General features: G+C 62.2%; 7 protein-coding genes and 2 tRNA genes. 3 read left to right on the top strand and 6 right to left on the bottom strand.

The features are described from left to right. Positions 1–541: 541 nt before the first annotated feature. The 5 genes from ACFMO7_RS02140 to ACFMO7_RS02120 all read right to left on the bottom strand — a co-directional run bounded on the left by ACFMO7_RS02140 (position 542) and on the right by ACFMO7_RS02120 (position 5131). A tRNA-Ala gene (locus ACFMO7_RS02140) sits at positions 542–614 on the bottom strand. Positions 615–972: 358 nt separating this feature from the next. Continuing rightward, positions 973–1045 (bottom strand) — tRNA-Ala (locus ACFMO7_RS02135). 93 nt (positions 1046–1138) lie between these two features. Then, positions 1139–2629, bottom strand: coding sequence for a polysaccharide deacetylase family protein (locus tag ACFMO7_RS02130; protein ID WP_376793888.1), 1491 nt, complete (start codon positions 2627–2629; stop codon positions 1139–1141). 401 nt (positions 2630–3030) lie between these two features. Then, positions 3031–4050: a phosphogluconate dehydrogenase (NAD(+)-dependent, decarboxylating) gene (gene gnd, locus ACFMO7_RS02125; protein WP_069804312.1), complete on the bottom strand. Its 1020-nt coding sequence runs from the start codon at positions 4048–4050 to the stop codon at positions 3031–3033. A 586-nt stretch (positions 4051–4636) separates the two neighbouring features. Then, positions 4637–5131, bottom strand: coding sequence for a hypothetical protein (locus ACFMO7_RS02120; protein ID WP_069804313.1), 495 nt, complete (start codon positions 5129–5131; stop codon positions 4637–4639). A gap of 937 nt (positions 5132–6068) precedes the next feature. On the opposite strand from ACFMO7_RS02120, the gene ACFMO7_RS02115 reads away from it, so the two are divergent. Further along, the gene (locus tag ACFMO7_RS02115; RefSeq protein ID WP_376793887.1) at positions 6069–7751 is read left to right on the top strand and encodes an NAD(P)/FAD-dependent oxidoreductase; all 1683 of its coding nucleotides are present in this window, start codon (positions 6069–6071) and stop codon (positions 7749–7751) included. A gap of 264 nt (positions 7752–8015) precedes the next feature. After that, complete coding sequence (locus ACFMO7_RS02110; RefSeq protein WP_084658622.1) at positions 8016–9611, top strand: protein kinase; 1596 nt, start codon at positions 8016–8018, stop codon at positions 9609–9611. Positions 9612–9813: 202 nt separating this feature from the next. Here ACFMO7_RS02110 and ACFMO7_RS02105 read toward each other — a convergent pair whose 3' ends face one another. Next, positions 9814–13968 carry a DUF6788 family protein gene (locus tag ACFMO7_RS02105; RefSeq protein WP_376793886.1) on the bottom strand — a complete coding sequence of 1385 codons (4155 nt, stop codon included), beginning with the start codon at positions 13966–13968 and terminating at the stop codon, positions 9814–9816. A 248-nt stretch (positions 13969–14216) separates the two neighbouring features. Between ACFMO7_RS02105 and ACFMO7_RS02100 the strand changes: the two genes are divergently transcribed. Beyond that, positions 14217–14510 carry a hypothetical protein gene (locus tag ACFMO7_RS02100; RefSeq protein WP_069804317.1) on the top strand — a complete coding sequence of 98 codons (294 nt, stop codon included), beginning with the start codon at positions 14217–14219 and terminating at the stop codon, positions 14508–14510. Positions 14511–15038 lie beyond the last annotated feature (528 nt).

Here is a 15038-nt window from a genome sequence, read left to right as displayed (position 1 = left end):
AATCGTCCGGCGCGTGATAGATCTGCTCCTCCTCCCAGCGAGTCTGCCATTTTGGTTCAATTACCTTTGGATCATATTTTGTGCGCGTGATCATTGCAGGTGTCCCTCCCCTGATAATCGGTCGGACCTGATCAGGCACTGCGGCCAACAGCAGGAAAGCAGAGGCAAAGCGAACTGGCATCGTACATAGGCTTGCGAAGCCAGCCCGCGGCGCTCGCGCGAGAGCGGTGGCGCTTATTCTGCTGCTTCTCCTGGTCTGGCTGGCTGGCTGGCTCGTAGTGGTGGCCCTGCTTTGATAGCGGCGGTAGTCCAGGTGGAGCGGTAGCCGCCGAAAGACAAAGCAGGCTGCGGCGCAGACCAGGCGCAGGGCGAACGGCGCCGAGCCAGGAAGGCGACAGCGACAGGCCAGGAAATAAGCGACGGAGTAGGGAGCGAGCGTAGCAATAAAAAAACCTTTCATCCGCTCGGGACGAAAGGTTTTTCCGTGGTACCACCCTGTTTCCAATCACCATCGGCAGCTTACTGCGGAGTTGAAGAGAAGTGGACCTGAGGGGACTCGAACCCCTGACCTCCTCCATGCCATAGAGGCGCGCTACCAGCTGTGCTACAGGCCCAAGCAAGAATAGAGGCGACGCTTCAGAGCGCCGAACAAGCGAGCTATTCTTCACTCCGCAGGGCCGGGTGACTGGCACTCATTCACTGCTATAACGGGCATACCGACAGGTGCTACTGACTCCCGAGGCGTTCGCACCTGTTGCTCACAGGCGAGTTCGGTCGCTTTCCCGTGTAGCCTTGCACCAGCCGGCTACTCTCTGGACGGGCCTGGCGACCTACTACTCCTGCTCATCGCCAGAGCTGTTCTCTTTCCGCTGCCCTTTTACTATAGCACAAAGCTTTGCGGTTTGCAAGGGGGAAGGCCCTTTAGTCCTTGCTGCCCGTTGAGCTGTGCTCTACTGCTGAGCAGGCAGCGGGTGGAGATGAGGGGACTCGAACCCCTGACCTCGACAGTGCGATTGTCGCGCTCTACCGGCTGAGCTACATCCCCAAGCCTTTGTGTTGGCAGCTAGAATGATAGCACATTGAAGGGTGAATTGTAAAGACCCTTTTCGAGGAGATCTTGCAATTCACCCATTCCGTTTTATGGAGATGGCGGCAGGCTGGCGATAAATTCCGCCAGGTTTTCACGTCCGTCGACGCGGATGCGCAAGAGAGCGAAAGGCTGGGTGCTTTGCTGGAGCCAGCCGGTGGGGCCGGGGTCGGTTGTAGCGCCGACATAGCCGTCGGCGGCCAGCATGGTGGAGATGCGTGTCTGTTCGAGGGGGGTACCGTGGCGGAATGGCTCGCCGCTGGGGTAGCAGAACTGCTGGATAGGGATGCCGAGGTGCTGCTGCAGGGCAGCCTGTGAGGCCTGCAGCTCCTGCTGAGTGAGCTGGGGGTCGCCGATGATGATCCAGCCCAGGCTTGTATGGTGCACGGTATGTGAGCCGACCTGCATGCCCTGGGCGAGCAGACTACGGATCTCGTTCCAGCTCATATAGCCCGCGGCGCCCACGGCCCCGGTGATGATATAGAACATGCCGCTGAAGCCGTGGGCCTGTAGGAGGGGCACAGCGTAGCGATAGACGTCCTCGTACCCATCGTCAAAGGTAAGGATGATGGGATGCGGGGGCAGCGGTGCGTCGAAATAGAGGGCGTTGAAGAGCTGGTTGAAGGTGATGGTGTGGTAGCCGTGGCTTTTGAGATAGTCGAGCTGGGCGGCAAGGTTGCGCGGCGTGACCGTCAGGCTGAAATCGAGCAGGTTGTGGGTGGGGGCTGGTGAGACATGATGGTACATCAGGATGGGGACGGAGACGCTGCGGGCGGCTGGCTGCGGTGGGGGCAGGATGGGGGCTTCGGAGTCTGCCGGTCCGCCAGAAAGCACATACCAGTGTGGCTGTTCATTGCCCTGACCGGGGCTGCCCTGGACGATGAAGGGCAGGTTGTGGTAGACGCTCGCCGGGTGCTGGTCCTCGGGCGGTAAATTAGCTTCCTTGCTCAAGATGGCGTCGGGGGCCAGTTGCAGCGAGGCCGGGACGGTCAGGGTATCGCTGTAGCTCGTCATGGTCTCGGGGTCGACCCAGCGGCTGAGCCGGCTGGGCAGTCCCAGGCTGAAGCCCTGGAGGGTGTAATGGGCAAAGCGTGCCTGCCAGAAGTGCGCGAAGGCTTGCTCGTCGGGCCAGAGGGCGCGCCGGGCAGGTGCCAGGAGCGACCACATGGTGCTGTAGTCATGGTGCAGCAAAGCTGTCAGATAGCGCTGAGCGAGAACAAGCACTTGCTGCTCGTTGGCCGGCTCCTGCGGGTGCTCGGCGATGAAGGTAGCAGAAGAGTGACGCTGGGCCTGGTTGCCGCCCGTGCTACTGCCGCTCAGAAGCGCATAGAGGCCCCAGGCGAGAACGGCGGTGGCGATCAGAAGCAGGCTGAGGAGGCCAGTCAGCAGCAGTTGGATGGTCCGGGATGGGGTCGAGCGATGGCGGTTCCTGCTGGGAGAGAACAGGCTTGCCGGTCGGCTCGCTGCTCCCCCTGAGCGGGCTGATCCTGGCTCGCTCCGGGAGACCGACCCGTGCGGCTCGTGATTGGTGGTGTATCTCATGGCTGAGCACCTGTGCATGTTGTGTGTTCTTGCCTATAGCTGTACATGACCGCCCCCTCATTATACCAGAATTTAGGTAAAAATACCTATTCAAGAGCAGCAACTGGCGATCAGCTGTGATGAAACACGCTGATAAGTGATGAGGTGGAGAGAGTGGCTTGTGTCTCCTTAGAGGATAGGAGTGCTGGGAGAAGTTCTTCACCCAGGTTTGAGGAGAGGAGGGAGAGGAAAGGGCAGGAAGGCTGGCTCCGCGCAGTAGCGGGCCAGCCCATTCCGGAGCCGCGGGCAAACGTTATGTGGCGGTGGCTGCCCGGCGGTCGGCGGCCCCGGCGCGCATCTCGCGAGCGAGGCGGGTCGGCTGTACGAGGGGTTAGCCTTGACAGAGGTGGTAGTAGCCGGGGCTAGCCTTGCTTCTCATGGTGACCACCGAACTCGAAGCGCATAGCCGAGAGCAGCTTATCGGCAAAATCTGCCTCGCCGCGGGAAGCGAAGCGCTCGTAGAGGGCGGTGCTGAGCACGCCGGCGGGTACGGCCTCGTCAATAGCGGCTTTGATTGTCCAGCGCCCTTCACCGGAGTCGGAGACGCGCCCCGCAAACTGGCTCAGATCGGGATCTTGGAGCAGGGCGTGAGCGGTCAGATCGAGCAGCCAGGAGGCGATGACGCTGCCGCGGCGCCAGAGTTCGGCGATGTCGGCCAGGTTGAAGTCGTACTGATAGTACTCGGGGTTGCGCAGCGGCGTCGTCTCGGCGTCGATCTCTTCGGGATGCTTGCCGATGTTGGCGTGGCGCAAGATGTTGAAGCCCTCGGCGTAGGCGGCCATGATGCCGTACTCGATGCCGTTGTGTATCATTTTGACGAAGTGGCCGGCGCCGTGTGGGCCGCAATGCAGATAGCCGTGCTCGGCGGTACCACCGACCTGCTCGCGTCCGGGAGTACGTGAGACGGCCTGGAGGCCGGGGGCGAGGGCTTCGAAGAGCGGTTCGAGCCGCTGCACGATTTCTGCCTCTCCGCCGATCATCAGGCAGTAGCCGCGCTCAAGGCCCCAGACGCCGCCGCTGGTGCCGACGTCCAGGTAGTGGATGCCATGCTCTTTGAGTGTGGCGGCGCGGCGAATGTCGTCCTGATAGAAGGAGTTGCCACCATCGACAACGACGTCGTCGGGGGAGAGCAGCGGAATGAGCTGCTCCAGAGTGGCATCGACCGAGGCGGCGGGAATCATCAGCCAAACGGTGCGGGGCGGCTTCAGCTGCCCAACGAGTTCGGACAGGGAAGTAGCTCCTGCAGAGATGGCCCCCTCTTTCAAGCGTTTCTCCACGGTCTCGGCGTGGCGTGCATAGCCAATGCATCTGTGGCCGGCCCGTTGGAGCCGCAGCGCCATATTGGCTCCCATGCGTCCAAGCCCGATAAGACCAAGTTCCATATAGCGATCCTTTCTTTTTTCTTTCTTCTCTAGCTAGCGAAGTTGGTGTTCTCCGGGGTACGGATGGAGAGGCGGGCGCGGCATGCTCTGGTCTGCCTGATGGGAGGGAGTCCCTTCTGACGGCAGACGGCTGGATGCTGGGCGAAAGGAAGAGCAACGCAGCGCTGCCTGTCCATCGCTAAGTGTACCATACTGGTGCAGGGAAGTGAAAAGAGAAGGGCTGACTGGTCGGAGTGGGGGCGCTGGGGGAAGGTCTGCCAGGCTCTCACCAGAGGGGAGGGCCGACGCCAGCGAGGGGGATCTAGAACCTGGAAAGGGCTGCTCCCTGGCAATCTATCTGCCAGGGAGCAAAGCAAGGGCAAGGGAGGTTGCTGCTGTTGAGCTGTAGCGTAGCCTGAGAGGCGATAGACGTACCTCATCGGCACTACAGCGAGGCGGCGCTTTCCAGGCTTTCCAGGCGATCTCAGCTCATCAGATCGTGTGAGCAACTGGCTGAGCGGTTTGACTTCCTCTGCCAGGTCTGGCGAGAGCAGGCGCTGGCTATCAGGATCAGAGAGGGACAGCCCCGGGGCTGTCCCTTACGCGCTTAGCTGCTGGTGCGCTGGCGTGTTCGACGCATCAGTACATAGCCCGTTTCCAGGATGGAGAAGATATCGATGCCGAAGGCGTACAACTTCATGCGCGTGCGCGAGAGAACGTTGCGCACCGGGCGCATCTCCTGATCCCAGACGCCTTCGGCCTGGGCCAGGCTCAGGCGCCGCCGACAACGCTCTACTTCGGCCTCGGTGATCTGGCCATTGGTGAAGCTGGCAAGAAGGACTTCGTAGGGGCAGTAGTGGGGATAGGCTTCGAGCAGGGGGAGCAGCACACAGATTTCACTGTTGGTAAATTGCTGCTCGGCGATGAGACGGGGCAGACCTTCCTCACAGGCGAGCTGGGCCAGGGTGCCCAGGGTCAGGTTGAGGGCCAGGAGATGGTGGGAAGGGAGCAAATCGCGCAAGGCAAAATGGCGAATCTCTGCAGGTTCTTCTTGCACGGGACGTGGGGACGCTTTGGTCATACGCAGAGAGGTCTTCTGCATGGCACGCTCCTTCTGGCTGGCTAAGATAGCTGCTGACGGACGGACCAACTTGCCGAACGAAGCCCGCGCCGAGCCGGGGGCCGGTGGTGGCTTTGTGCCGCCTGTTTGCTGCTGGAGCGCCCGGGACGTCCCCCCTCTTTCCGCGTCAAGGCCAGCGCAGTTCGTCGCCGGGCCGCGGACCCCTCTTCCGCTGGCGCTCGCTTGTTGCTGGCTGGCGAAACGGCTGCTACTCAGGAGAGGAGCAGCAGGCCCTGCACTGCGAGAGCACTATAATAGCTGCACGAAAATAACGCTCCTTTCCTCATACTGCTTCTCCACAAGCGCATCTTGCTCCTTGAATGCTGCTCTCTACAGAGGACGAACGAGCGGCGCGTTGATCAAATTACGTCTGGGGATCGCGCTCGCTGTCGCTGAGCCGGCGCTTCGGCGCGCTGGCCGTTGCCGTGGGAAGCATGGACTGCTTCAATAGGTGCTGTACAAAGAAACGCAATGATATTCAATGTCTGGTATATTTTGTTCCTTCCATATTTTACAGTACCAGATAATCGCCCAAAAATCAATACCTGAATTGGCTTTTTTGCTTCTCTTGCCAGAAAGGGCAGTGCCATCCCTCTGGTGGGGGGGGGCGAGCGCTGCGTATGGGACATTCTGGCTATTTTCCCGCGCTGTGCCCGCAAATTGGGCGATTCTGTTCCATACTGCCTTTCGGTATCAGCTTTTCGGTATCGGAATGCAGCTGATCGTTCAAGGGTTAGCCCTCTCTCTCAGTACCTCTCTATCTCATTCCTGTTCTTCCATCTTGGCTACTTCGGATCATCTCGATTCCACAGGTGCATGCTGGAAGAGCTGCCTTGCTTCTGAGATATGGGGTAAGAGAGACGGTTGTCCTTGAAAGGATAATACAGATGTAATTCAACAGGAAAGGTGCGCTTCAACCATGCAGAAGACCGCCCTGCCGGCCTGGTTCGGCGATTCGCGAATAGAGGCCAGCGCGGATGTCGTGATTGTGGGGAATGGGATCGCCGGCCTGACTGCTGCGATCGAGGCTCGCCGTTTTGCGCCTGATGCCACGATTCTAGTCCTGACGGAGCAGTGCTATCCGACGATTCACACGCCGGCGCTGCGTCAAGTCCTCTCTGGTAAGGTGAGCCGGAGCCAATTGCTGGCCTATCCCGAGGGGACGGAGCAGGCGCGTGGGATCAAGGTGGGGGTAGCGCGGGTTGAGATGATCGATGCGGTCGAGCGGAGGCTGCTGGTAGCGGGTGGGGGGGTAGTCCACTATGGAGTACTCCTCTTGGCGACAGGTAGTGTTGCCCGTGGGTTGCCGAAGGATCTGCCTGGTGCTGCGCTGGATGGCGTTCTGACGTTGCATCGTCTGCCTGACTATCTTGATGTCAGGCGCCGGCTGCGGGAGGTGCGAGAGGTGGCGGTGATTGGTGGTGGGGTGCATGGAGCTGAGACCGTCATGAGCCTTTTGCACGTAGGTAAGCGTGTTCACTGGTTCATTCGCGGTTCCTACTGCCTGCCGCGCTTGCTCAATCGAGTGGCGGCTGAGCTTGTTTTGCGGCACGTGGAGCAGGCGGGGGCGCTGGTTCATCTGGAAAGCGAGGTGATAGGCTTTGTGGGCAGGGTAGGGGAGTTAGCGGGTGTTGCCACGGCTGACGGGCGTCTTGTTCCTGCGCAGCTGGCGCTGATTTGCACAGGGACCCGTCCCGCGCTCGACCTGGCGACTCGTTCCACCCTGCCTCTTGTCTACGAGGAGCAGCAGGGCATTCTTGTCGATGAGCGGCTCTGCACCAGTGTCCCGGGAATTCTGGCCGCGGGCGATGTGGCGGCCTGGCGGCATCCTCTGAGCGCATCCTATCGCTCGCGGCCATCCTGGCATGCTGCTGTCCTTCAGGGACGAGTGGCTGCAGCGACCATGATGGGGCGGGTGGTGACCCAGGTCAGCGAGGTGATTGGTGCTTCCTGGCAGGCCACACGGCTGGGTTCGCTCTCCATCCTGGCGGTCGGCGATCCCTTGGCGGAAGCAGCGGAGGTGAAGGTCCTGACGCGGCATGGGAAGCAGAGCTACCATCGCCTGGCGCTGGTGGATGATCGTCTGGTTGGCTATCTCGCTCTGGGAAGGGCGCAGCCTGATGCCCTGGCGATCAAGCGCCTCATCGATGAGGCGTTGCCTGTGGCGGCCATTCAGGATGCTCTGCTCCGAGGCGATTTTGATGCACGTGCCTACTTTGCGCGGCTTCGCTCGTCTAAGCTCTATACCTTAACGGCGCCCGGGCGGCTGGCGGAGCGTACATTGGCGACCTCCCGGTGTGCGCCTCCTCTGTCTCCTCCGCTGGGCACGACGGCTGCAGTGGCGGGATGGCAGGCGCCGCCCCAGGGCGGTGAACCCTTCCTGCAGGGAAGCGTGTCAAGAAGGAGGCCCCAAACTGAGCCACTACGGAGATTGATCCCTGCGCAGCATGGTGCCGATGTAGCCAATGCCGCGGGTTCTGGAGCACTTGCTGATCCCGATTCTTGGACTGGGGGGCTGGAGCCTGAGCCGCTGCCGCGACGGCTCTCGCTACCGGCCTCTCTCTCCCAGTCGAACCCGCGTCCGCTGCGGTATTGTCGCTAGCCAGGCAGCGAGGCCTGGCATGAACTTGCTCCTTTCTCAAGCGATGCAATCCTTCTTACTGACTGGGAGGCGCCAGGGTGGTTGGTTGCGGGCGTCAGATGGCTGACTCTCTGGCATCTGGCTGCTCTCTACTGGTGTTGCTTGGTGGTTTTGGGCTGACCATCCATCCTGGTGGTGTCCTGGTGATAATGGTCCACCGCGTGCTGGCCGGTAAGCAGGGAGGCCGGTCACTCAAGCATCCATACATCAGGGGAGGATGATTTTATGCTGTGTCCACGTTGTCACGCTCAGTGGGATGGGGAGAGGCGAGCCTGTCTGCGCTGTGGCTTCGTGTTACCTGTGGCCAGCGGAGACGCGGTGGCTCGCCCGGGAGATCGGGAGCGGCCCCATTGGTCAACCGGCGCTGGTGGAAGGCAGCCGCACTTGCATGTTCCGCGGGTGACTCCTGTTGCCGGGCGGCATGCTGGTGGGCAACAGCCGCCCGTTCCACCGGTGCTGGTGAGCGAGGCGCCGCGTTACCAGTCGCCAGCGGAGCAGCTGCGTCAGCATCGGCCCTGGCAGACTGCTGGTGCTGGTGCTGGTGGGCGTCAGGAGCCGACGACTCTGGATGATCAACGCCGCACAGAGGAGCAGGTGCGCGAGCGGGAGCGCCGGGGAGTAGGGCGCTCTTCTGGGGCGCAGCCTTCGACTGCGGCTGAGGGGCTGCGGTCCCTGCAGGCGGGCGAGCTGCTCCAGGGGGGGCGCTATCGTCTGGCTGAGCGTCAGGGGCGTCATGAGTGGTTGGCGGAAGCTTACGAGACCTTCTGGCTGGCGCATGATGCTCGCCGTGGGGGGGCGCCAGTTCGCATTTGTGAGTTTGTGCTGCCGCGTGAAGATGGTCGCCTGCGGGGGGCGCTTGTTCGCTCTGCTGCTTCTTCCCTCCATGCGGCGGGACGTCACACGCAGATCCCTACCTTGCTCGATGTTTTTTCGGAGGCGGAGCGCGATTTCTTCGTCTTCGAGCATGTTGAGGGGGAGTCGTTGTTGCTCCGTTTGCGTCGGCGCGGGCGTCCTCTTGGTGAGCAGGAGGTGGTCGAGTGCTGTCTGCAAATGGTGGATGTCCTGGAGTTTCTGGCCAGTCAGACCCCTCCTATTGTTCACGGTTTGATCCGGCCAGACTATATTATTGCCGGTCGCACGCGCTCTCACTATGTGCTGACGGGCTTTTCGGTGATGCTGGCCTCGGGGGCAACGCAGTTTGTGACCGGTATGGCTCGCGCGCAGCTCTCGCCTTATACGGCCCCCGAGCTGACTCATGGGGTGATCGATAGCCGTGTTGATCTCTATGCTTTGTTGGCCACGGCCTACCATCTGGCGACCGGTTGTCCGCCGGCCAGAAGCCAGGGCCGTATCCCTCCGGCTCGTCAGTTGAATCCGGCGCTCAGTCCTGGTTTCGAGGCTATTTTAGCGAAGGGTCTCTATTCAGGACAGGGGCTACGGCCCGATCTCTCGCAGCGCTATCAGCATCCTGCCCAGTTGCGTCAGGCGCTCACCGAACGGACGACGCAGCGGGAGGCGCCGCTCCAGGTTGTTGAGCCTCCTGCTGGACTTTCCCAATCTGTGTCTGTGGTCTCTGAGCCGCGTCCGCCTGCGACCGAGCCACTGCCTGATGCGTCTGAGGACCCGCTGCAGGGTCATCCGCTCTTGCAATCGTTGGCTCCTCCCTCGGATCTTTCGCAGCACGAGGAGTCACTGCTGCCCGCTCCCGAGGAGCTGCCCCCCTTGCCAGATGGCAATGATTATCAGCGGGTGCTGCTGTGGGGGATCACGCTCTTTCTCTCGCTCGTCTTGACCATCGCTCTCGCGCGTGGCTGGTTCTGATCAGGCTCGACGAGTGGGTGATGGCCGAGGTGACCAACGGGCGGGGAGAGGCGCTGCGTTGAGTGCAGCCGCCGGGCTGAGCATGCCAGTCGCTCCAGCTAGCCGGCGAGGGAATAAGTAGGGGGAGACTGCCCGGCTCGCAACCTGGAGCCGGGCTTTTGTTCTGCTGTGCGAGCTGCCTCGTCTGGCGGCTGGTGTCTGCTCAGGAGGAGGGTTCTGCTGCTTGAAGTTGCAGCAGGTCGAGCATGGCTCCACACTCGCGGAGGATGCCCGTGGCCTCGCGTTGATAGTTGAGGGCCTCGCTCTGGCGTCTGGGGCTGTCTTGTAAGAGCAGCTGGGCATAGCTGATCAGGGTGCGGGCGTAGTGCAGTCGCATGCCGCGTTCCTGGAAGATGCGCAGGGCCTCCTCAAGGTGGTGCTCTGCCTGGAGATGGGTCTCACGGGTTCCTGCCTGGGCAGAGATACGGCCTAGCAACGCCAGGGCCTCCCCCTGGATGATCGTCATGTTGGTGCGGCGCGCCTGTTCGAGAATGGCCTCGGCCTGGGACTGCGCGTGGCCTGGTTCTCCAAGTAGGAGGTTGACCTCGGCCAGGGTCAGTTTTCCCTGGGCTTCGACGTCTGCGGTGATCCCTGATTGGGCTGAGGCCAGCCGCAGCGCGGCCCGGGCTCGTTGAAGCAGTCGCTGTTGAAGTTGCTGGCCCTGCGCGCGTTGCTCGGTCTCGGCGGTGATTTCTCGGGAGAGGCTGGCCTGTAGCAGGCGCGCCTGGCCAAGGCGTAGACGGGCCAGGGCGACCAGGGCCGAGCTGATGCAGGGGCTGCTTTTAATGGTGCGTCCGATGGTCAGCGCTTGATAGAGGGCCTGGCCGGCCTCGCTCAGCTGACCGCGGGCTTGCAGGACACCAGCCAGATAGCCGTTCCAGTAGCTGAGGTAGACCTGGTCTTTCCCTTGCTCGCCCTGGGCGATAGCTTGCCTGAGATAGCGCTCGGCATCGTTAAGGTCACCTGTGCGTTCGGCGAGGATGCCCAGGTTGCTGAAGACGACGGCCATCAATGGCAGATCGCCTACCTCGTCCGCCAGCTCTAGCGAGCGACGACAGTAGGCCAGGGCTTCGGCATGGTTCGCGCGGTAAAGAAGAACATGTCCAATATTACAACAAATGTGGGCAATTTCTCGCTTATGGCCGAGTTCTTCGGCAAGCTGGAGGGCGACTTGCAGGTGATGCAGGGCCTGCTCGTGGCGACCGGTGTTGATCTCCAGGGTACTTAAAAAGCGGTGGGTGCGGGCGAGACCGATGGGGTCGCCGCTGATCAGGGGGGTAGCGGGCCGTGTTTCTTGGTGAGCCAGCCTCTCCTCGGCGTTGGCTGGGGTTGAGATGGGGGCGCCGCCGGCGCGTGTCTGGAAGCTGTGCGTGTAGAGGGCTTCAAAGAGGCGCAGAGCCTCCTGCCCCTCCTGGCGCGCTTCGGCGTAGCGGCCTTCGTCATTGTAGATGTAGCCTCGCAGGTAGCGCAGGGTGGCCCAGGCCATCCCTCCTTCGATGCCTGCTGCGCGCAATCTGGTGGCGGCCCGGTCGCAGTAGTCGTGGGCGCGGGCGAAGTCGCTCATATAGAACCAGGTGCGGCCAATCTCGGTGAGCAGGCGCGCTTCAAGTTGCGTTTGATAGGGCGGATCGCTCGGGCCGTATGTCCGGCCTTCCTGTGCAACATCAAAGGCACGCTGATAGAGCTGGCAAGCCTCGGCGTAATGTCCCTGGATGCGGATGCACTCGGCCAGTCTCCCCAGGAGATAGGCGCGGCGGTCATAAGGGAGAACCTGGGGGCTCCTGGTGGGCGTAGTGGGGTCGCTGATCTGTGGGAAATGTTCGACGGCGATCCGATAGAGGCGGGCCGCCTCGGTATAAGCCGAAAGGGCGTAGGCGGCCTCTGCTGCCAGCGAGGCGTAGCGGATAATCTGCTCGGGAGGGCCGCCGCCGGCGACCAGGTGGTAGGTGATCATGGCGGCGCCCTTCTCTTCGTGGCCACTATAGAGCTGGCGCAGGGTTTCGGCGGCGCGCCGATGCAGCAGGACGCGCTTCATTCCAGACATGCTCTCGTAGAGGTGGCTCGCCAGTAAAGGATGCCAGAAGTGGTAGCTGATATGGCTGCCGCTGCTGGTCTCGCTCAGGACGCCGGCCTGCAGGGCCTCGTCTAACAGATCGAGGACGCGCTCCTCGTCGAAAGGCTGGGGATCGGCGGCTTCCAGGGCGCAGAGGGCCTCGAACTCGAAGGAGCCGCCGAGAATGGAGGCGTCGCTGAGCAGGCGGCGGCAGTGGCGACTGAGCCGGGTGAGGCGCATATCGAGCACGGCGGTGATGGTCTCGGGCAGGTGCTGCAGGCTTGCCTGAAAGCTGCTCTCGGTAGGGGAAAGCAGTTGCATTTCAATGCTGCGGGCCAGTTCCTCAGCAAAGAAGGGATTGCCAGCGGCGTGCGACTGGATGAAGCGCAGGGCTGCCGGGGGCATATGGCTGACGATCTGGGCAATCTGTTCATCGGTGAGCGGCGGCAAGTCCAGGGTGATGACGCCGTGTTCGCGCTGCAGGTGGGCGATGAGCGTCTGGAGGACGGTATTGGCGGCCAGATCGCTGTCGCGGCAGGTGCCGATGAAGAGCACCGGGTGGCCGGCGAGACGGCGCACCAGGTAGCCGAGTAGCTCACAGCTGCTGGCGTCGGCCCAGTGCAGGTCGTCCAGCACGAGCAGGAGGGGAACCTGTTTGCTGATGCGCGTCAGCAGTTCTTGCAAAGCCTCTTTGAGGCGCTGCTGTTCCTGCTCTGGGGGTAGTGGTGGTGGGGGTGGCAGGATCTCGTAGAGTTCGGGCAGGATAGCCCCGAGGGGGGCATAAAGTTCGGGATGTTGTCGAATCTCCTGGGTAAACCAGAAGTCTTGCTCGGTAATGCTCCGCAGTGGTTCAATCCAGAGGCGGTACGGGATGGCGCTTTCTTGCTCGTAGACGCGGCTCCAGATGACCGTCCACTGGCGTTGCAGGGCCTCGCGGCTGAGTTCTTCGGCCAGACGAGTTTTGCCAAGGCCGGGGGCTGCGACCAGGACGGCGTACTGAGGTTGGCGTTGGGTTGCCAGGGGCAAGGTGGCAGTGGCCCCGTTGCGGGCCGAGCCGGTCCCGCTGGCTGCGGGAGTCAGCCGCTCCAGGGTAGTTGTAGCGAGCTGCTCAGTGGTGATGAGGAGTTGCCGTAAGCGTGTCAGCTCCTGATCACGCCCGACCAGAGGGCTGCGGTGGGTGCGCCCGATCTGAGGGGAAGAAGAGGCGGAGACACTCTCTCGGGAGGTGGCTGGCTGGCTCGGTTGAGGAGCGGGCGCAGGCCGGGGGCGAGAGAGAGGATGGTTGGCGCAGATAGCCTGGTAGAGGGTCTGAAGCGCCTCTGAGGGGGTCCCTTCATGTGAAGAAAGGAACTGCTGGTAAAGGCGGATGGCCTCGCTGCGGCGACGTAGGGCTGCCAGGCAGTACATCGTCAAGGAGAGAGCTTCGTCATCGCTGGGGTTGTAGGCTAAGAGGCGTTCGAGCAGCGGCAATGCGCCAGTGAGGTTATCTCGGGCGAGGCGTAGATCGACCAGGGTTAGCAGGGCCTGGCGCCAGCTCCTGCGTAGGGTTTCGCGTCTTCTGGCGAGCTGGGCGGGATAAGGCGGGACAGTCCAGCCAGCGAGCAGGTCCCCTTTGTAGAGGCGCAGAGCCTCATCGAGCAGGCTCTCGCGGAGCGGCTCGTCGCTGCAGCGCGAGGCCTGGTTGAGCAGCTCTTCGAAGGCGTCGGCGTCGATCCACAGGGTTTGCTGGCCGGCAAGGCTGAGCGCCTCCTCGCTTTCTTGAAGCAGTATGGAAGCTGAGGCTAAGGCGCTGGCACTGGTGAGCCAATAGCGCAGGTTGGAGACGGCGCGTTCGAGGCGGCGGATGGCCTCGGACGGCTCCAGGCCAGGCCAGAGGGTGATCATGGCTTGCTGACGCGAGAGCTGACGCTCTGGACTGGAGGTCAGCAGAGCCAGGAGGGCGCGCCCGGCGAGTTGGAGAGTGGGGCGTCCGCCACGTCGGGTGGTTCGCTGTTCTTCGATGGAACGTTCCAGACGTAGGCTGCCAAGCAGGTAGAGGCGTCGCTGCGAGGGCTGCGCTGGCTGACCGGCCACGATCTCTTGTTGTTCGATCTGGGTCAGCGCCTCTGGTGGCAGGGTGCGGCCAATATAGGTGCGTGTGGTCTGGCCGCCCTCGCTGCGATAAGCGTACCAGTAAGGTCCGTGCCCGCGCCCTGCGCGACATTTTTTACACTGTGGTTTGCCACAAAAGCTGTACTGACGATAGTAGGTGACCTTACTGTTCATCGCGCGCACTCCTTGCCGCTACGCAGGCTTGCTGCTGGGGAGCTGATCGCAGAGGCTACCAGGAAGGGTCTGGCCTGCGTGCGTCGCACTGGTCTTGCTGGTGCGTCTAGGGGCCACTGGGCGGCCCACAGGCTCTTTCTCCTGGCGAGGGCAAGACGGTGGCTGCGTGGCTGCGCTGGTCCCAACTGGGTCTGGGGGGCCGCTCCTGCCCCGGAAAGCCCTGACACTTCTGGCAGAGGGAGACGGTGATGGTTGACGACGTGGGGCGACTGCTGGAGCTGGCTGCTTACTGGCAAAGCAGGACCATCCCCGGCCTGCGCTGCTCTGGCATGGGAGCGCGCTCTCTTTCCGTGCTCCAGTGCGGGTCTGGTGAACTGGGCAGGAGAGCACCGGAGTGCTGCAGGCATCGCAAAGCTGTGGCGCTGGTTCTTGAACGGGTCTTCTGGCGCCATCGTTACTACACGCATGCGCTCTGCTGCTCCCTCGTGAACTGGCCTGGCTTACGTGGCATCGGGCACCCTGTGAGGCCATCGCAGGTGTGAAGCGGAGCCTCTGTCTGATCCCTGGCCAGGACGGCCTGATCTCATTCGTCTTAGCTCGCTGAGTCTGCTCGCTAATCTTTAGCAGGACTGCTGCATTCTCTTGGCTGCCATAGGACGAAGGCTTAGAAAGAGGCCTGCGCCTACCGGGCCTCTTTCTCTCCTCCGAATCCCAAGAAGGCCGCACTGTGAAATGTCGGTAGGAAGTAAGTAGTCACAGCTAAGATTACCCGATAAATATCGGTGCTTCAACCTGACCGCCAAATGCGACCGCTGGCGAGCGGCGCGGGAGGTCGAACTGTTCATGCGAGCGACCGGCGTTTCTTATTATAGCTTATGAGATGTGATCTGTCAGGTAATGCTCGCTCTATGGTGGCAAGAAGCGCCTGCCAGGGATTGCGGCCCGGTTCTGGTTGAGGTTCAGGGCCGTGGAGAGGTGCAGTAATCGAGAGAAGGGGAATGGGAGACAAAAAGGTGGGTCGGTCAGCGCTGCGGCTTCGAGGGGTTCAGACCGGGGGAGGCTGACCGACC

Origin of the sequence: Thermogemmatispora sp., assembly GCF_042408735.1 — a bacterium.
GTDB lineage: Bacteria > Chloroflexota > Ktedonobacteria > Ktedonobacterales > Ktedonobacteraceae > Thermogemmatispora.
This window is presented reverse-complemented; position numbering and strand designations above follow the sequence as displayed.